Raw genomic sequence first — 17,336 nt, forward strand, 5'->3', positions numbered from 1 at the left:
GCTTGTTCTTCCCTGCCTGTCTCGCTTACCGTCACCGTCAATCCGGGTGGACCGCCGAATCCTGCCGCCGTCCGGAAACCGCACCCACTCACACTCACGTACGGCAGGAGCGGGGGAACCAGGTAAGCCGCCGATCCGGAATCCGGAACGGCTTGGGGTGAAGTCGCATTGACCGTGCGACCGGGCATCTCCAGCCCGAACCCGACAGCTCACCTCGCAGGCGACGGAGAGGAATTCGTTATGCCCCCGAAGGGTAAGCACCGTCGTCCCAAGGCCAGAACACTCACTCGCGGTTTCATCGCCGCGAGCACGGGTGGCGCCGCACTCGCCCTGCCGCTGATCGGGGCGACCTCCGCCACCGCCGCGCAGCCCGCCGCTGCCGAAAAGGCCGCACCGGCCGTCGCCGCCGCCGCGAAGAAGTCCGGACCCACGACCTATTCCGTGGTCGCGGGTGACTCGCTGTTCAAGATCGCGGACGCGCGCTCCGTGAGCGGCGGCTGGAAGAAGCTGTACGAGGACAACCGGCAGGTCATCGGCGATGACCCGGCGCTGATTCACCCCGGCCTCAAGCTGACGATCGGCGAGAAGGCCAAGACCAAGGCGAAGACTCCTGCGAAGGCCGCCCCCGCCGAGCGGGCCGACCGCTCCGAGACCCGCACCGCCGTCGCGAAGACCACGACGTACGCCAACAACCTGGACGGCTGGATCAAGGAGTCGCTGGCCGTCATGGCCAAGCACGGCATCCCCGGCACGTACGAGGGCATCCACCGCAACATCATGCGCGAGTCCTCGGGCAACCCGATGGCCATCAACAACTGGGACTCCAACGCTGTGGCCGGCACGCCGTCCAAGGGACTCCTTCAGGTCATCGCTCCGACGTTCCAGGCCTACCACGTGCCCGGTACGTCGATGGACAGCTACGACCCGGTCGCCAACATCACCGCCGCGTGCAATTACGCCGCGGACCGGTACGGCTCGATCGACAACGTCAACGGCCCGTACTAGAGCGACCTCCGGGGTGGGTGAACGCCCTTCCCGTAGCGAGTAATTGAGAAAGTCACGGCCGTGCTGCTCCAGCAGGGTGCCCTCAGGCGCCCTGCTGGAGCAGCACGGCCGGTCGCACACCCAGCGTCTCGTCCATGTGGTAGGACGCGGCGGCCGGTGGGCGCACACTGGGGGCCATGAGTAACTACCAGGGCCCCGCGGTCCTCATCACCGGTGATGTCGAGATCGACGTCGTGGCCACCCTCAGCGGAGGCCGGGCCGAGCTGGCCGAGTGGGGCGGCAGCGCGCAGACCGACACGGTGACGGAAGAGTTCTTCGCGGCGATGGACGGCGACCGCGCCACGCTGCGGCTGCCGGACGGCCGGGAGGCGAGTGTCCTGGCGAAGCGCACCGCCATCGGCAGCGGGCGGCTGAAGATTTCCGGGGTCGGCTCGATCCCGTTCTAGGCGGCGTCGTCGGCGTCGGCGGCTGCCCCTAAAATGTCACGTAATGCTAAAAATGGGGCATGAGCGGATGTCTCGGACGACCCAGGCGTGTCGGGTCACCGCGCTCGTCACGGCGAGGAGTGCTTTCCCGGCTGGAGGTGCGCAGCGCCGCCGGTCAGGTCCTCTTCCTCCAGATCGTGGTCGCGGTGCTGCTGATCACCGCCGCGGTGCTCGCGCTCGCGTTCCAGACGCGCCAAGACAGCGAGTGGAACGCCCGTAACCGCTCGCTCGCCGCCGCGGCGGCCTTCGCGGACGCCCCGGGCACCGTCGAGGCCCTGCGGTCTCCCGACCCGGCGGCCGCTCTGCAAGCTCATGCGGAGCAGGCCCGGCGGGGATCGGGCCTGGACTTCATAGCGGTGATGGCCCCGGACGGCACCCGGTACGTCGACACCGATCCGACGCTGGTCGGCGAGCGCGCCGAGGGTGTCGAACGCGCCTCGGCCGGAGAAACCTTCACGGAGATCTTCACGGGCGCCCCGAACGACGCTGCCCGGGCCGTCGTGCCCGTGGTGGACGCCGCCGGTTCCGTGGTGGGCCTGGTGGCCGCCGGTGTCACTGTCGAGAACGTCGGGGACGCGGTGGACCGCCATCTGCCGATGCTCCTCGCCTCCGCCACCGCCGCACTCGTTCTCGCCACAGGCAGCTCCGTGCTCGTGAGCAGGAGGCTGCGCCGGCAGACGCACGGCCTCGGCCCCACCGAGATGACCCGGATGTACGAACACCACGACGCGGTTTTGCACGCGGTCCGGGAAGGGGTGCTCATCGTCGGGGACGACGGCCGGCTGACGCTGGTCAACGACGAGGCACGCAGGCTGCTGGAGCTGCCCGCGGGCGCGGAGGGCCGGCACGTCACCGAGGTGGGCCTTGATGCCCCCATTGCCGAGCTGCTGGCCTCGGGCCGCGCTGTGACCGACGAGGTGCACCTGGCCGGGGACCGCCTGCTGGCTGTCAACACACGGCCCACCGCCCCGTACGGCGGTCCCTCCGGCACTGCCGCGACGCTCCGCGACACCACCGAGCTGCGCGCGCTGTCCGGCGCGGCGGAAGTGGCCAGGGAGCGCCTGAAGCTGCTGTACGAGGCCGGGGTGCGGATCGGCACCACGCTGGACGTGACGCGTACCGCCGAGGAACTGTCCGAGGTGGCGGTCCCCCGGTTCGCGGACTTCGCCACGGTGGAGCTGCTGGACCCCGTACTGCACGGCGAGGAGCCGACGGGCGCGTACACCGAAATGCGCCGCGCCGCTGTGAGCGGCCGCCGCGAGGAAGGCCGGCCTTTCCAGCCGGTGGGCGACCTGATCAGGTTCGTCGTCCCCACGACGCCGATGGCAGCGGCCCTGGCAAGCGGCCATGCGGTGCTCGAGGCCGATCTGACGGTGGCCCACGGCTGGCGGTCCCAGGATCCGGTGGGGGCCGACCGGGCCCTCGCCTACGGCATCCGCTCCCTGGTCTCGGTGCCGTTGCAAGCCCGTGGTGTCGTTCTGGGCATGGCGAATTTCTGGCGCGCGGAGCCCACTGAGCGTTTCGGGGAGGAAGATCTGGCCTTCGCCGAGGAACTGGCGGCCCGCGCCGCGGTCGCCATCGACAACGCTCGTCGCTTCACCCGTGAACACACGATGGCCGTAACGCTCCAGCGCAGCCTGCTGCCCCGCGTCCTGCCCGAGCAGGCCGCCGTGGATGTCGCCTACCGCTATCTGCCCGCGCAGGCCGGGGTGGGTGGCGACTGGTTCGACGTCATCCCGCTGCCGGGGGCGCGGGTCGCCCTGGTCGTTGGTGATGTCGTCGGCCACGGCCTGCACGCCGCCGCCACCATGGGCCGGCTGCGCACCGCCGTCCACAACTTCTCCGCCCTCGACCTGTCGCCGGACGAGCTCCTGGGCCACCTCGACGAGCTGGTCTCCCGTATCGACGACGAGGAGGGGGACAACGGCGGCGACGGCATCACGGGCGCCACCTGCCTGTACGCCATTTACGATCCGGCCTCGGGCGTGTGCAGCATGGCTACGGCCGGGCACTTCGCCCCCGCGCTGGTCCGCCCCGATGGCACGGTGGAAATTCTCGACATGCCCGTCTTTCCGCCGCTCGGCCTCCACGGCCTGCCTTTCGAGACCGCCGAACTGCGCCTGCCCGAGGGCAGCCGGCTCGTCCTCTACACCGACGGCCTCATCGAGCACCGTGACCGCGACATCGACACCGGCCTGCGCCTCCTGCGCGACACCCTCGCCGGCGACACGAACCCGACGCCCGAGGAGACCTGCCAGGCCGTGTTCAGTGCGATGCTGCCGCCGCACCGCAGTGACGACATCGCGCTGCTGGTGGCCCGTACGCATCTGCTGGACCGTGACCGGGTCGCCGACTGGGACGTCCCCGCCGACCCCGCGGCCGTCGCTCCCGTCCGCGCCGCGTGCGGACGTCAGCTGGAGACGTGGGGGCTCGGGGAGATCGGGTTCACCACCGAACTCATGCTGAGCGAGCTCATCACCAACGCGATCCGCTACGGCTCCGAGCCGATCCACGTGCGGCTGATGTACGAGCGCGGTCTGATCTGCGAGGTGTCCGACGGCAGCAGCACCGCCCCGCACCTGCGGCGCGCCGCCACCACCGACGAAGGCGGGCGCGGTCTGTTCCTCGTCTCCCAGTTCGCCGGGCGGTGGGGAACCAGGTACACGGCGACCGGCAAGGTCATGTGGGTCGAGCAGTCACTGAACGACGGTCAGCAGCCGTCGGCCGAGCCGTCCCTGGACGATCTGTCCTGGTTGCCCGTCGACCCGCTCTGACAGCCGGGGGACGAACCGTGCCCCGTGCGGGAGGCGAGCATACGGACGGCATACTCTCCGACCGGGCGCGATCACTTCCGACACGCTAGGAGCAGCGATGGCTGACCAGATCGCCACCGAGAAGACAACGTTCAAGACAGTCTTCGAGGTGGGGTCGTCCTTCATGGGCAGGGCGCGGGACATTGAGGCCGGATTCCAGCACGCGATCGCCCCGGCGACCGTGGACTTCGACTTCGGTGAGATCAGCCGGGCGGCGAGCGGCATCCCGGACTGTTCGACGGTAAAGATCATCCGTGGCTGGGGTCTGCAGGAGACCGCTCCCGTCAGCGTCATGGTCCTCTCCCTCAAGGAGGCTGTACGCCAGGCCCTGCCGCTCCCGACCGCCAATTCCGATTTCTGGGACAAGGTCGAGCGGGCGCTGACCGAAGCCTTCGTGGGCCTGGGCGAGCAGGAGGGTACGCACCTCTCCTTCTACCGGGAGGAGCCGGACCGTACGAGCTACTACTACAACCTGCTGTTCGCCCTCCAGGACGAGGAGACCGGGGCTTCTGTCTACGCCATCGCCTTCTGCGCCAATGTGACGGTCGCGCTGGGCCCGGAGCAGGTCCGTTCCCTGACCGTCGGGAACACCGCGCGGTACGCGATCCGCCTGAACGCGATCACCGTGCGGCAGGACCTGCCGTCCGCCGGCTGATCACCGAAGCCGCCGTGCCTCACCCTTCGTCAGGGTGAGGCACGGCGTGCGGCGTACGGTCAGCCTCGTTCCACGAGGACGTGCAGCGGCGCCCGGAAGGACAGCAGCCCCAGCATCTCCGGGGGCGAGGAGATGTCCGCGAGCCGCAGGCCGGGCAGTCGCGACGCGGTCATCCGCATCATCACGCCGGCCTCCATCCTGGCCAGTTCGGCGCCGGAGCACCTGTGGCGCCCCACGCCGAAGGCCAGATGCCTGCGCTGGTTCGGCCGGTACGGACAGAGCTGTTCCGGGTCTTCGAACACCTCGGGGTCCGACCCCGTCGAGGCCAGCATCAGCAGTAGCGGCGCCCCCGCCGGGATGTCCACTCCGCAGAGGGTGACCGGTCGGCCGGTGACCCGGCGCCAGGTGGTGATCGGGGGCTCCCGCCGCAGCACCTCCTCGGTCCACGGCTGCGCGCTGCCCGGCTCGTCGGCGAAGCGCTGCCACAGCCCGGGTTGGGCCAGTGCGCGGCGGTACATGATGCTCAGCATCTGCCGGGTGGTCGCCTGGCCGGCGATGATCATGAAGTAGAGCACCGCGGCGGTCTCGGCCACGCTCAGTGGCTCGCCACCCGGCAGCCGGTGCGCCGCCAGTGCGCCGAGCAGCGTGTCTTCACCGGGGCGGGGCTCGGTCACCAGGCTCCTGAGCCAGGAGTAGAAGTCGGCGGCTTCCCCTGCCAGCTCGCGCTGCCGGCCGGCGTCCGGACGGCCCCAGAAGAGCTCCAGGGAGGCGTCGCTCCACCGGGCCAGCGTGTCGATGCCGACGTCCATGGCCTCTTCGAGGCCGAGCAGCCGCAGCAGCACCCGCAACGGGACATCCCGGGCGAGCGTAGTGGCCAGGTCGCAGACGCCGTCGGCGTCGAGCCGTTCCTCGACCTGGTCCAGGCACTCCCTGGTCACCTGCTCGACCATGGGCACAGCGGCGGTGACGGCCTGGGCGTTGAGCAGCCGGGTCATGATGCGCCGGTAGCCGGCGTGGCTTTCGCCGCCGTTGCTGGCGAGCGTGGGCGGCAGGGCGAACTTGGCTTTGGCGAGGACGCGCAGGGTCGGCACCGAGAAGCGGCCGATCGCGTCCATCGCGTTGTCCGGCAGGAAGGTGTCCGTATCGAGCAATACCGCTCGCACGTCGTCGTACCGGCTCACCAGCCACAGGCCCGTGTCCGGTTCGTAGTGCACGGGCGCGTTCTCGCGCAGCGCGTCCCACACCGGAAACGGGTCAAGGGCGTACGCCTCGTCGAAAAGATCCACACTGCTCATGGATATCGCCATGACGAAACTCCACCCCCTTCCTCGGCGCCGCCGTGGTCAGCCACCTCTCGGGCCGCACAATATCGCCTGCCGTGGTGTGACTGCTTCGCCGGCCTGGTCAGCCGTCTCAGGTGGGCGGGAGGCGATCCCTGTGGCGCTGGTGGACCAGGGCGGCCCAGCGGTGGGCGACCGGGCGCCAGGTCCGGGTCGTCTCGGCCGCTGCCGCCACAACCTGCGCGACGACCTCGTCCGCGTCGGCCCCGGCCTTGCGCAGCATGGCGCTTTCGTGGGCCCAGCCCGTGACGATCTCCGGCGTCGCCTCAGGGTGGAACTGGGTTCCCCACGCCTGATCGCCGAGGCGGAAGGCCTGGTGCGGGGAGTCGGTGCCGCCTATGAGAAGGACCGCGCCGGGCGGCAGGGCGGCCATTTCCTCCAGGTGCCAGAGCATCGCCGGCGGGCAGTCGGCCAGTCCGGCGAAGACGGCGTCTTCGGCCGCTGCCGGGAGCACCTTCAGGTCGTACACACCGATTTGAGGCACATCACGGCGTTCTGTACGGCCGTCGAACTCCGCCGTCATCAGCTCGGCCCCGAGGCAGATGCCGAAGGTGGGAGTGCCGTGCTCGAAGGCCGTACGCAGGAGGGCCCTGGTGGCGGGCAGCCACGAAAAGCGGTCGTCGTCCCATGGGCCCGGGGATCCGCCCAGGACGAGGAGTCCGGCGAAGTGGTCGACGTCCTCGGGCAGGGGCTCACCCAGATAAGGGCGTACGACGCGCAGCCGCAGACCGGCTTCGGTCAGCCACCCGCCCCACAGTCCGGGCGGGCACTCCGCCTCGTGCTCGACCACCAGAATCTCGGGCGGCTCACCGTCTGCGGGCGTCATCAGGCGTTGCCGGAGTACGGCAGGTATCTCGACCATGGCAGCCATTGTTGCCGGTCATGACAAGCCGTTAGCTCAGCTTTACGATCTGTCCGGTCCGCCCGGGCCCATGTGTCCGCCGGGTCTCGCGAGGTTCTCGACGGCGTCGACGCCCACCACCGCGCCGGTGGACTTCTTGCCGCGCCGCAGCCTGCCCTCCAGCCAGCTCGCGAAGGTGGTCAGCGCGAAGTTCAGCAGGACGAAGATCACGGCGACGACGGTGAAGCTGGCGATGGTGTTGGCGCCGTAGTTGGCGCTCAGCGGGCGGACCGAGGCCAGCAGTTCGGAGAAGCCGAGCAGCGCGCCACCGAGTGCGGTGTCCTTCACGATGACCACCAGTTGGCTGACGATCGCCGGCAGCATCGCGGTGACCGACTGGGGCAGCAGCACAAACCGCATGGTCTGGCCTTTGCGCATGCCGATCGCCTTGGCCGCGTCGGTCTGTCCCCTGGGCAGGGACAGGATTCCGGCTCGTACGATCTCCGCGAGCACGGAGGCGTTGTAGAGCACCAGGCCGGTGACTACTGCGTACAGCGGCCGGTTGTCGGGACTGACGTCGGTGAACTCGGAGTACGCCGAGTTGGCGAAGAGCATCAGGATCAGCACCGGGATGGCGCGGAAGAACTCCACGACGGCGCCACCCACGCCACGCACCCACCAGTGGTCGGAGAGCCTCGCGATGCCGAAGACCGCTCCGAGGGGCAGCGCGATGACCATGGCGAGGGCGGCGGCGATGAGCGTGTTCTTCAGCCCCGGCCAGAGGTACGTCGACCAGGCTCGAGTGTCGGTGAAGAACGGCTCCCACTTCACCCACTCGAGCTGATCCTTGTCGGCAAGAGTCCGGAGCACCCACCAGATCAATGCCGCGAGGGCGACAAAGAACACCAGCGTGAGCAGGAGGTTGCGCCGTTTCGCGCGCGGTCCCGGGGCGTCGTACAGGACAGAAGTCATCGCTTCACCGCCACCTTCTTGCTGACCCAGCCGAGGAACAGCCCGGTGGGGAGGGTGAGGCAGATGAATCCGAACGCGAAGATCGCGGAGATGAGAATGAGCTGAGCCTCGTTCTCGATCATTTCCCGCATCAGCAGCGCGGCCTCGGCAACACCGATCGCAGCCGCCACCGTGGTGTTCTTGGTCAGTGCGATCAGTACGTTCGCCAGCGGCCCCACGACCGATCGGAACGCCTGCGGAAGCACGATGAGCCTCAGCACCTGGGGGAAGCTCAGGCCGACCGCGCGCGCTGCCTCCACCTGGCCAACGTGCACCGTGTTGATGCCGGACCGCAGCGCCTCACAGACGAACGCGGAGGTGTAGGCGATCAGGCCAAGCACGGCGAGCCTGAAGTTGATGGTCTTGAAGTCTTCCGCGCCGAGGGTGACACCGAGCGTCTGGAAGAGGCCGAGTGAGGTGAAGACGATGATCACCGTCAGGGGGATGTTCCGCACCACGTTGACGTAGCAGGTGCCGAAGCCTCGCATCAGGGGCACGGGGCTCACCCGCATGGCGGCCAGGAGAGTTCCCCAGATCAGGGCGCCGATGGCGGAGTAGGCAGTGAGCTGCACTGTCACCCAGAAGGCTTCCAGCAGGTCGTAACCTTCAAGAAAATCGAACACGATCTCCCGCACTTCCGCGTGTGTGGAGGACGAGGCGCGCCACCATGGTGGGCGGCGCGCCGGTCCGAGTCCCGCTTCACTCGACGATGTTGCCGATCTTCGGGGCGGGCTCGTTCTTGTAGTTGGCCGGGCCGAGGTTCGCCTTCACGGCCTTGTCCCAGGAGCCGTCCGCGACCATCTTCTCCAGGGCCGTGTTGATCTTGTCCTTGAGATCACTGCCCTTCTGGACGCCGATGCCGTAGTTCTCGTTGCTCAGCTTGAAGCCGCCCAGCTTGAACTTGCCCTTGAACTGCTCCTGCGCGGCGTAGCCGGCGAGGATCGCGTCGTCGGTGGTCAGGGCGTCGATGACCTCGTTCTCCAGGCCGGTCAGACATTCGGAGTAGCCGCCGTACTCCTGCAGCTGAGCCTGGGGAGCGATCTTTTCCTTGATGTTCTGCGCCGAGGTGGAGCCGGTGACGGAGCAGAGCTTCTTGTCGTTCAGGTCTTCGGGCTTCTTGATGGAGTCGTCGTCCGCCCGGACCAGGATGTCCTGGTGCGCCAGGAGGTAGGGGCCGGCGAAGTCGACCTTCTCCGCACGTTCGTCATTGATCGAGTAGGTGGCCGCGATGAAGTCGACATCGCCGCGCTCGAGCAGCGTCTCGCGGTCGGCGCTCTTGGCCTCCTTCCACTGGATGTCGCCCGGGTCGTGGCCGAGCTCCTTGGCCACATAGGTCGCGACGTCGACGTCCAGACCCGTGTACTTGCCGTCCGGGGTCTTCAGGCCGAGGCCGGGCTGGTCGAACTTGATACCGACGGTGATCTCGTTCTGGCCGACGGCGCTGCCCGAAGCGCTCTCCTCACCGTCGTCGGAGCCGCATGCCACGGCGCTCACGGACAGTGCGAGCGCAGCGGCGGCCGCGACGGTGACCTTGCGAAGCTTCATGGTGATCATCCCTGGGGATTGACGCTTGATGCGTGTGTGAGGAGCCGGTGCGGTACTCCGGTGTCCGGCTCAGTGGTGAAGGATCTTCGAGAGGAAGTCCTTGGCGCGCTCGCTGCTCGGGTTGCTGAAGAACTGGTCGGGCGTCGTCTCCTCCACGATCCGGCCGTCCGCCATGAAGACCACACGGTTGGCGGCCGAACGGGCGAACCCCATCTCGTGCGTGACGACGACCATGGTCATGCCGTCGCGGGCGAGCTGCTGCATGACCTCCAGCACCTCGTTGATCATCTCGGGGTCGAGAGCCGAGGTCGGCTCGTCGAAGAGCATGATCTTCGGGTCCATGGCCAGCGCTCTGGCGATCGCCACGCGCTGCTGCTGGCCGCCGGAGAGCTGGGCGGGGTACTTGTCCGCCTGATTGGCGACACCCACCCGGTCGAGGAGCGAGCGCCCCCGCTCATCGGCGGCCTTCTTGTCTTTCTTACGGACCTTGATCTGGCCCAGCGTCACGTTCTGCAGCACGGTCTTGTGCGCGAAGAGGTTGAAGGACTGGAAGACCATGCCCACATCGGCCCGTAGTCCGGCCAGCTCACGGCCCTCGGCGGGCAGCGGCTTGCCGTCGATGGCGATCTCGCCGGAGTCGATGGTTTCCAGCCGGTTGATGGCACGGCACAGGGTGGACTTTCCGCCCCCGGACGGGCCGATGACCACCACGACCTCGCCACGGGAGATGGTGAGGTCGATGTCCTGCAGCACATGCAGGGCACCGAAGTGTTTGTTGACGTTCTTCAGTACCACCAGGGCATCGTCCGGGCCCGGCGTCGCGTGTTCCTTGTTCACAGCTACTCCGCTCATCGGCTTCATCCTCCGTCCGCCCCCGGCCGGGCGCACGCCGAGAGAGCCGATGTGGGCGGGTCAGACAGCCGCCGTGGTCCGTGCCTTGGCGATGAGCAGGTCGAGGAGCGAGAGCAGCGCGTCGCGGACGTCAGTACGGGAGCGGGCGTCGAGCATGAGGATGGGTGTGTTCGGGTCGCGCAGATGCAGCGCGGCGCCGATTTCCTCTGCGGTGTACGGCTGCTCGCCGTGGAAGCAGTTCGCTCCGACCACGAACGGAAGGCCGCGGCTCTCGAAGAAGTCGACGGCGGGGAAACTGCGGTCCAGGCGCCGGGTGTCGACGAGCACGATCGCGCCGAAAGCCCCGTTCAGCAGGTCGTCCCACATGAACCAGAAGCGCTCCTGGCCCGGTGTGCCGAACAGGTAGAGGACGACTCCGGCGTCGGTGAGGGTGATGCGCCCGAAGTCCATCGCCACGGTGGTCACCGTCTTGGACTCGATGCCGTCGAGGTCGTCGACGCCGACACCGGCGGCCGTCAGCCTCTCCTCCGTACGCAGCGGCTCGATCTCGGAGACCGTCTCGACCAGGGTCGTCTTGCCTACGCCGAAGCCCCCGGCGATGAGGATCTTGACGGGCGCCGCTTCCTGGGCAGGTGTGTCATAGGTGGGCAAGGCTGTCCCTGATTCTCATGAGCAGGTGGACATTGCTGGTCTCGGCGCCTTCCAGGGGCGGCCGGTGGTGGATCAGCCCGCGGTCCACGAGTTCGCCGAGCAGGACCGCCATCGGAGTGAGGCGCATGTGCATCCGGGCGGCGATCTCGGCGACCGCCCGCCCGTCCGGAGCCGGACACATCGCGAGGATGGCCTGCCACTCACTGGGCAGGCCGCCATGAGCGTCCGCGGCCACCGCCGCCGTGATCGTCGTGTCCATGGTCAGGACGGTGTGCGGAGCGGCTGTACGGCCATCGGTCAGCGCGTACAGCCGCGTCCGGCGGCCTCGCGGCTGTGGATCGTCCGGCATTACGACGGGAGTACCTGGGTGCGCTCAGGGGTGCCCAGCCACTCGCCGAGCGCCTGCGCGGTCCGTACCGCCTCGCCGCCCAGCTCACCCAGCCGTGCCTTGCGGGAGGTTACGACGATGAGTGTGCTGCCCTCGCCGCACCCCACGATGCAGAGATAGCGGTCGTCCATCTCGACGAGCTGGCGGATCACCCCGCCGCCGTCGATTTCCCTGGATATCGCCTTCATCGTGGCGGCGATTCCGGAGGAGGCCGCCGCTATGCGCTCCGCCTGGTCGCGTTCCAGCAGGTAGGCGCTGAGCTTGATCCCGTCGTTGGACAGGAGCACGGCCCCCTGGATGCCGGCGATCCTGGTCAGGTTGTTGTCCAGGATGCTGTAGATCATGTCGTTCGCTGTCGTCGTCATGGCTGGTCCTGTCGGAGCTCTGCTTCCACTTTCTGGGTCCCTTGCTCGTAGTCCGCCCAGGCGTCGGCCACCTCTTCGGGTGTCGCCTCGTCCTGAAGGACCGCTGCCTGTGGTGCGCGTGGCTCGCGCAGCTGCTCGGCGATATGGGTGTGCGGGACGCGCTCGGGCAGGGCCGGACGGGAGCCGTCCGGCCTGTCGGGCGTCCGGCGGCTCGGCAGTCCGGGCTTGGCCTGGGACGCCGGCTCGGGCTTGCGTACCTCGAGGCGGCGCGGCGCGGGATCGGGGCGTACGGGGACAGACTTGATGTGATCGGGCCGCACGGGGTCCGGCTGAGCCCGGTCGGACCGCGCCGGCTCGCGCGCCGGTTCCCGCTCCGTCGGTACGAGCAGCTCCGCGGGGATGATCACCACGGCCGAGGTCCCGCCGTAGACCGAGCGGCGCAGCGTGACCGTGGCCGGCAGGTGGTCGGCGAGGTGGCCGACCACGAAGAGACCCAGCCGGTGCGCGTTCTGTGCCAGGACGGCGTACGGCGGAGCCGAGTGCAGCCGGCGGTTCATCTCCTCGTAGCTGGCGGGGGTCACCCGCGGGCCGCGGTCCTCGATCTCGACGAGAAGGCCGTCAGCCACCAGCTCGGCCCGGATGACGACCTTCGACTTCGGCGGGGAGAACCGGGTGGCGTTGTCCAGCAGCTCCGCCAGGAGGTGGCTGATCTGGCTGATCACGCGCGGTTCCACGCTGATCTCGTCCAGGGCCTGCCGCTCGATCCGCCGGAAGTCCTCGACCTCGGCGGCGGCCTCGCGCAGCAGGTCGGCGACGCGCATGGGTTCCGTGTGCGGGTCCGGAATCTCGCCGCCCGCCAGGATGAGCAGGTTCTCGATCTGCCGTCGCATACCCACCGTCAGCTGGTCGGATCGCATCAACTGGGCAAGGAGCGCTTCGTTGTGGCCGAAGGTGTCCTGGAGGTCTTCGGTGAGGCTCAACTGGCGGCTGACCAGGTTTCCCGTGCGCGAGGCGATGCCCGCCGCGAACATCCCGAACCCGTGCCGCTCGTCCGAGAGCTGCCGGTGCCCGTCGACGGACACGGCGACGACCCGGGCGAACGCGTCGCTGATACGTCCGACCTCGTCCTGGGCCCCGGTGGGGCCGGGCAGCGCGTCGGGGTCGACAGGCTGTCCCCCCTGGAGCCGGGCCACGACGTCCGGCAGGGTCTTCTCGGCGATGGCCACCGTGCTCTCGTGCAGACCGCGCAGCCTGCGCAGTACCGAACGCGTCGTGAACACGACGACGCCGGCCACGATCAGCAGCGCCCCGCCGCTTCCCGCGATCAGCCAGGCGACCTCCGCCTCGAGCGCCGCCGCCTGGGTGTCGGCGGTCGCGAGCACGCCTTGCGAGCGGCCGGCGTTGAGCGCGCCCAGCTCCTCGGCCAGCTTGTCGTGCGCGTTCCGCCAGCCGGCGGACGCCAGCGGCAGCCTCACGCCCGTGGCGATGTCCTCGTGGTCGGACATCACGATGTTCTCGATGCGGGTCTTGGCCTGCCACCCGCCCGAGCCGGTGATCTGATCGTAGAACTCTCTGTCCCCGGCGGGCAGATACGGCACGATCGCCGTTTCGTACAGGTATCTGTGGGCTCCGACGGCGTTGACGTATTCGGCGAATCTGGAGGCCGTCAGCTCCCTGGACGGCCCGGCCGACGCGAGGATCGTCTGCTCGCGCGCCAGCAACTCCGACGCCGAGAACATGGTGGCGACCAGCCGGCTCTCCTGAGTGAGCTCGGCGTCTTCCGTGTGGCTGAACTCTTCCTGGTAGACGTGGATCAGCTCGCTGATCACGCCGGTGTAGTAGCGGATCGTACGGTCGGCGCTGCCGCTCCGTGCATCCGCGCGCTCGCGGTGGGCGTCCAGGTCGTCGAGGCTGTCCCTCACGTCGGTGAGGTGGTGGTCCGACTTCCCGCCCCCGTCCGGACCGGTGGTCGCCGCCTCGCGGAACTCCGCGGCGGCTCGGTCCGTCGCCGTGCGCCGGTTTCGCAGCTCTTTTCCGGACACATGGGAGCCCGCCCACTTCCCGGCCGTCATCATCCGCTCGGCCTGCAGCTCGACCATGAGCCTGTACGCGGGTACGCCGATCCGCTCACCGGCCGCCACGTCGGCGCGCAGGTGCTCGGACCGGTCGAGCAAGCTGTCGGCGGTCACGACGACTTGAGCGCTCATCGCGACGGTGGGGACCACCGCGAGCAGGATGAGCAGGGTGCGCAGGCGAACGGTGCGCCGACGACGAGCTCTCGACGGCTTGCGTTGGCCTTTGGGTTCTATGGGAGACATCAGTCCTCGGGGACGGGGAGAGCGGGGACAGACCAGAAACCGGCGCCGACACAAGACTGGGGGACTTGGGGATGGCCGGACCGGTTCCGTTGAGACGTCGGGGATGCAGATCATAACCAGCCACGCCGAGAAATGGAGTGATTGCCTCCGGGATCAATGCGTGGTATCCGGCGCCGAAGAATGACACACCGTGCGGGTCCGACCCTAGGGGTGCGCGCCCTTGATTTCGGCACGGTCCACCAACCGGGACAGCTCCACACGTGAGCGCACCCCCAGCACGGAGAAGACATTGCGCAGGTGATGGTCCACGGTCCGGGGGCTGACGGACAGGCGCAGCGCCACTTCACGGTTGGTCGCCCCCTCGGCGACGCAGTGCGCGATCCGGAGCTGCTGAGGCGTCAGGCAGGACAGTGCCCCCGCCGGTTCACCGCCGGCCACGTCGCCGGTGGCCCGCAGCTCCGCTCGCGTCTGATCGACCCACGTACGGGCTTCGGAGCGCTCGAAGGCGACCAGCGCGTCCCTCAGGCGGCCCCTCGCCTCGCGCGGCCGGCGCCGACGCCGCAGCCATTTCCCGTACAGCAGCTGGGTGCGGGCCCACTCGAAGTCGCCGTCGGCCAGCTCGTGTCTGGCCAGCGCGTGGGCGTACAAAGCCTCGGCCTGCTCGGGGCCCGCGAGCAGCGCACGGCAGCGGGCGAGGAGCGCGGGGGCCTGCGGATCGCCGCCCCTCGCCGCCCAGACGGCGAACTCCTCCACCGGGGAGTGCGCATCGTCGGGTTGCCCGGCGAGCGCGGCGGCCTCGACGAAGCAGGGGACGGCCAGCATACGGACGGCGAAATGCCCGCGGCGCGAGCCCGCCCGCACCAGCGGGCCGAGCCGGGCAGCGGCCTCCACCGCCCGGCCGCGCCCCAGATCGGCCCGGGCCGAGGCCCACTCGGCCAGGGTCGCGGCCTGGACGAGCCCGTGCGGGCCGGCGATCGCCATGGCCTCGGTGACATGTCGGGCAACTGCCGCGGCGTCGCTTTCGACCGATGCGACCATGGCGAGGATCGCGTGCTGATGAGCGACGCAATTGCGCCGGCCGGCCCGGTGTGCGGCCCGCAGCCCCTCCCGGGCGTGCGCTCCGGCCCTGGCATGCCGGCCGGCCCGTAACTCGGCGTAGGCCAGGTGTTCCAGGAGGCGGGGCACGAGGGCGACGAGTTCCCGCCCCCGGCCGATGGCCAGGCCCCGCCCGTTGAGGGCGCAGGCGGCTGCGATGTCGCCGAGGACGAGCGCGGCGGTCCCGGCACGCAGCAGCCGCACCGGATCGTCGTCGGTCGCGGCGCGCTCAACCACCCGCCGCAGCGGGCCCCGGGCTTCCTCGGGCCGTGCGTCGAGGGCAGCCAGCATTCCGGCCCGGTAGTCGTGTACGGCGATGTCCCGGCCCGTGTCGCCGCCGTCGAGCGCGGCCACGCAGGCCGGGACGTCGCCCGCGGCCCACGCGGCTTCCAGCGCGCCGAGCCGGGCGGCGACGGCGCGCTCCGGGTCGTACGGGCCGAGGAGGCCGGCGGCCACCAGCAGCGCCCCGTACGCGTCACCGGCGGGGCCGTCGCCCAGCGCCAGGGCGCCGGTGACGAGTTCGGCCCTGCCACGTACGGCGTCGTGGACCGCCCCCGCACGAGCGGCGGCCAGCAGCTCCCGCGCCCGGTGCGGGCGGCCCGCCAGCCGGGCCTGCTCCGCGGCGGCGGTCATGCGCGACATGCGGGCGTTGTCGTCGGTCGTGGTGAGCTCGGCCGCGCAGGCGAAGGCCAGGGAGCGCTGCAGGCTGGGTAACCACGGGTCCGGAGCGGCCGCGGCCGCGGCCAGGTCGGCGGCGAGGCGCGGGGACGGACCGTCGGCGGCCAGGGCGCGGTGCAGCAGGCGTGGGAGGCGGTCCCGGTCACCGGCGAGGACGGTGGCGAGCAGCCGGTGGGCAGCGCGCCGCCGCGCCGGAGTGGCACCGGCGTGAACGGCGCGGCGTAACAGCGAGCTGTGGAAGCGGATCACCTCCCCGTCGCTGCGCGCCACTCCCGCCACCTCGTCCGCGTCCAGCGCCGCCGGGCCGATACCGGCGGCCCGGGCGGCGCGCCGGACCAGGGCGGCGTCCGCTCCGGCGGCTTCGGGGGTCTGCTCCTGTGCGGCGGCCGCCAGCAGCAGGAGAAACGCGGTGTCCGGCGGCAGGGCTGCCAGCCTGTCACCCACCGTACGCAGCAGGGTGTCACCGTCGGCGAGCGGCCGGGGCAGCGGCGCGTGCCCGGAGAGCTGGGTGGGTGACAGCCGTCGGACGAGTGCCTCCAGCAGGGCCGGGTTGCCCTCGGCCTCGTGCAGCAGTGCCTCCCGTACCGCGGGATCCGTACGTTCCGTCTTCTTCCCGGACAGCTCGTGCAGCAGGTCCCGCGCGGCGTGTTCGGGGAGCGGGCCGAGGTGGAGGACGGGCAGCCCGGCGAAGTCGGGGTCCTGGGCCCGGTGTCCGGTCACGGACAGCAGCAGGCCGACGCCGCGCAGGGCTTGCGCGCGCCGGGCGGCGAAGCCGAGGGCGGCGCGCGACCGGTCGTCCCACAGGTGGGCGTCGTCGACGCAGACCAGCAGGGGCCGCCCGGCGGCGAGGCCGCGCAGCAGCTCCAGCAGGTCACCGGGCGCGAGGCCGGAGCTGAGGAGGCCGGCGGGCGCGGCGCTCAGCACATCGCCGGCGGCACACAGCAGCGCGTGCAGTCCGCTGTACGGGAGCCGGCTCTCGGCCGGTACGGCCCTGGTGTGCAGGACGGGACCGGCCTCGAAGTCCCGGGCGGCCCGGCGCAGGAGGGCAGCGCGGCCGAATCCGGGCTCCGCGGCGATCAGCAGCGCTCCGCCGCACCCGGTACGCAGCCGGTCCGACAGGGCTGCCACAGCTTCCAGTTCACCACGCCGGCCGTATAGCCGGAGCGGACTTCTCATGGTCGTATTCCGGTCACGCCTGTCACGTTACTGCCGCGTACGCAGGGTGCGCTCTGGGCGCGCGCCCAGCGTTGGCGGGCCACGTCTGTGCCCGCGCACACGGCACGGGGAAAGCGCG

The 17,336-nt window shown here is 70.0% G+C and carries 15 protein-coding genes and 1 riboswitch; of the genes, 4 read left to right on the plus strand and 11 right to left on the minus strand.

All coding sequences use genetic code 11. The annotated features are described in order from the left end of the window. The first annotated feature begins 71 nt into the window (after window positions 1–71). A riboswitch (cyclic di-AMP (ydaO/yuaA leader) is annotated at window positions 72–236 on the plus strand. A gap of 4 nt (window positions 237–240) precedes the next feature. The 4 genes from J7E89_RS00515 (at window position 241) to J7E89_RS00530 (ending at window position 4,958) form a co-directional block, all read left to right on the plus strand. Next, complete coding sequence (locus tag J7E89_RS00515; RefSeq protein WP_214966871.1) at window positions 241–1,005, plus strand: transglycosylase SLT domain-containing protein; 765 nt, start codon at window positions 241–243, stop codon at window positions 1,003–1,005. Between the two features lie 176 nt (window positions 1,006–1,181). Then, entirely contained in the window at window positions 1,182–1,451 is a 270-nt protein-coding gene (locus J7E89_RS00520; RefSeq protein ID WP_214966873.1) for a DUF4873 domain-containing protein, read from the plus strand. A 59-nt stretch (window positions 1,452–1,510) separates the two neighbouring features. Beyond that, a complete protein-coding gene (locus J7E89_RS00525) occupies window positions 1,511–4,264 on the plus strand; it encodes a SpoIIE family protein phosphatase (protein ID WP_214966876.1) in 2,754 nt (917 codons plus the stop codon). 97 nt (window positions 4,265–4,361) lie between these two features. Next, a complete protein-coding gene (locus J7E89_RS00530) occupies window positions 4,362–4,958 on the plus strand; it encodes a Type-2Aa cytolytic delta-endotoxin (RefSeq protein WP_214966878.1) in 597 nt (198 codons plus the stop codon). A gap of 59 nt (window positions 4,959–5,017) precedes the next feature. Here the strand turns inward: J7E89_RS00530 and J7E89_RS00535 are convergent, their stop codons facing one another. The 11 genes from J7E89_RS00535 to J7E89_RS00585 all read right to left on the minus strand — a co-directional run bounded on the left by J7E89_RS00535 (window position 5,018) and on the right by J7E89_RS00585 (window position 17,218). After that, complete coding sequence (locus J7E89_RS00535; RefSeq protein ID WP_214966881.1) at window positions 5,018–6,265, minus strand: cytochrome P450; 1,248 nt, start codon at window positions 6,263–6,265, stop codon at window positions 5,018–5,020. A 106-nt stretch (window positions 6,266–6,371) separates the two neighbouring features. Then, a complete protein-coding gene (locus J7E89_RS00540; protein WP_214966883.1) occupies window positions 6,372–7,160 on the minus strand; it encodes a type 1 glutamine amidotransferase in 789 nt (262 codons plus the stop codon). Window positions 7,161–7,202: 42 nt separating this feature from the next. After that, window positions 7,203–8,111 (minus strand): amino acid ABC transporter permease, encoded by a 909-nt coding sequence (locus J7E89_RS00545; protein WP_214966885.1) that lies wholly within the window; start codon window positions 8,109–8,111, stop codon window positions 7,203–7,205. Continuing rightward, window positions 8,108–8,773: an amino acid ABC transporter permease gene (locus J7E89_RS00550; protein ID WP_214966887.1), complete on the minus strand. Its 666-nt coding sequence runs from the start codon at window positions 8,771–8,773 to the stop codon at window positions 8,108–8,110. Before J7E89_RS00550 ends, J7E89_RS00545 begins: the two co-directional genes overlap by 4 nt. Window positions 8,774–8,849: 76 nt before the next feature. Continuing rightward, the gene (locus tag J7E89_RS00555; RefSeq protein WP_214966889.1) at window positions 8,850–9,695 is read right to left on the minus strand and encodes a glutamate ABC transporter substrate-binding protein; all 846 of its coding nucleotides are present in this window, start codon (window positions 9,693–9,695) and stop codon (window positions 8,850–8,852) included. A gap of 69 nt (window positions 9,696–9,764) precedes the next feature. Further along, window positions 9,765–10,547 (minus strand): amino acid ABC transporter ATP-binding protein, encoded by a 783-nt coding sequence (locus J7E89_RS00560; protein WP_285439184.1) that lies wholly within the window; start codon window positions 10,545–10,547, stop codon window positions 9,765–9,767. A gap of 60 nt (window positions 10,548–10,607) precedes the next feature. Next, window positions 10,608–11,198, minus strand: a complete 591-nt coding sequence (locus tag J7E89_RS00565; protein WP_251059881.1) for an ATP/GTP-binding protein — start codon at window positions 11,196–11,198, stop codon at window positions 10,608–10,610. Continuing rightward, a complete protein-coding gene (locus J7E89_RS00570; protein ID WP_214966891.1) occupies window positions 11,185–11,547 on the minus strand; it encodes a DUF742 domain-containing protein in 363 nt (120 codons plus the stop codon). Before J7E89_RS00570 ends, J7E89_RS00565 begins: the two co-directional genes overlap by 14 nt. Further along, entirely contained in the window at window positions 11,547–11,951 is a 405-nt protein-coding gene (locus tag J7E89_RS00575; protein WP_214966893.1) for a roadblock/LC7 domain-containing protein, read from the minus strand. Before J7E89_RS00575 ends, J7E89_RS00570 begins: the two co-directional genes overlap by 1 nt. After that, window positions 11,948–14,269: a nitrate- and nitrite sensing domain-containing protein gene (locus J7E89_RS00580; protein WP_214966896.1), complete on the minus strand. Its 2,322-nt coding sequence runs from the start codon at window positions 14,267–14,269 to the stop codon at window positions 11,948–11,950. The genes J7E89_RS00575 and J7E89_RS00580 overlap by 4 nt, the downstream gene beginning before the upstream one ends. Window positions 14,270–14,473: 204 nt before the next feature. Then, window positions 14,474–17,218 (minus strand): LuxR family transcriptional regulator, encoded by a 2,745-nt coding sequence (locus J7E89_RS00585; protein WP_214966898.1) that lies wholly within the window; start codon window positions 17,216–17,218, stop codon window positions 14,474–14,476. Window positions 17,219–17,336: the final 118 nt, after the last annotated feature.

The organism is Streptomyces sp. ISL-100, from assembly GCF_018614615.1.
Classification (GTDB): Bacteria; Actinomycetota; Actinomycetes; order Streptomycetales; family Streptomycetaceae; genus Streptomyces.

Bases quoted from the DNA above. Each gene is read 5' to 3' on its own strand.
- J7E89_RS00535 (WP_214966881.1), bottom strand. From the start codon at position 6,265: ATGGCGATATCCATGAGCAGTGTGGATCTTTTCGACGAGGCGTACGCC.
- J7E89_RS00545 (WP_214966885.1), bottom strand. From the start codon at position 8,111: ATGACTTCTGTCCTGTACGACGCCCCGGGACCGCGCGCGAAACGGCGC.
- J7E89_RS00540 (WP_214966883.1), bottom strand. From the start codon at position 7,160: ATGGTCGAGATACCTGCCGTACTCCGGCAACGCCTGATGACGCCCGCA.
- J7E89_RS00555 (WP_214966889.1), bottom strand. From the start codon at position 9,695: ATGAAGCTTCGCAAGGTCACCGTCGCGGCCGCCGCTGCGCTCGCACTG.
- J7E89_RS00570 (WP_214966891.1), bottom strand. From the start codon at position 11,547: ATGCCGGACGATCCACAGCCGCGAGGCCGCCGGACGCGGCTGTACGCG.
- J7E89_RS00575 (WP_214966893.1), bottom strand. From the start codon at position 11,951: ATGACGACGACAGCGAACGACATGATCTACAGCATCCTGGACAACAAC.
- J7E89_RS00560 (WP_285439184.1), bottom strand. From the start codon at position 10,547: ATGAGCGGAGTAGCTGTGAACAAGGAACACGCGACGCCGGGCCCGGAC.
- J7E89_RS00585 (WP_214966898.1), bottom strand. From the start codon at position 17,218: ATGAGAAGTCCGCTCCGGCTATACGGCCGGCGTGGTGAACTGGAAGCT.
- J7E89_RS00525 (WP_214966876.1), top strand. From the start codon at position 1,511: ATGAGCGGATGTCTCGGACGACCCAGGCGTGTCGGGTCACCGCGCTCG.
- J7E89_RS00530 (WP_214966878.1), top strand. From the start codon at position 4,362: ATGGCTGACCAGATCGCCACCGAGAAGACAACGTTCAAGACAGTCTTC.
- J7E89_RS00515 (WP_214966871.1), top strand. From the start codon at position 241: ATGCCCCCGAAGGGTAAGCACCGTCGTCCCAAGGCCAGAACACTCACT.
- J7E89_RS00520 (WP_214966873.1), top strand. From the start codon at position 1,182: ATGAGTAACTACCAGGGCCCCGCGGTCCTCATCACCGGTGATGTCGAG.
- J7E89_RS00580 (WP_214966896.1), bottom strand. From the start codon at position 14,269: ATGTCTCCCATAGAACCCAAAGGCCAACGCAAGCCGTCGAGAGCTCGT.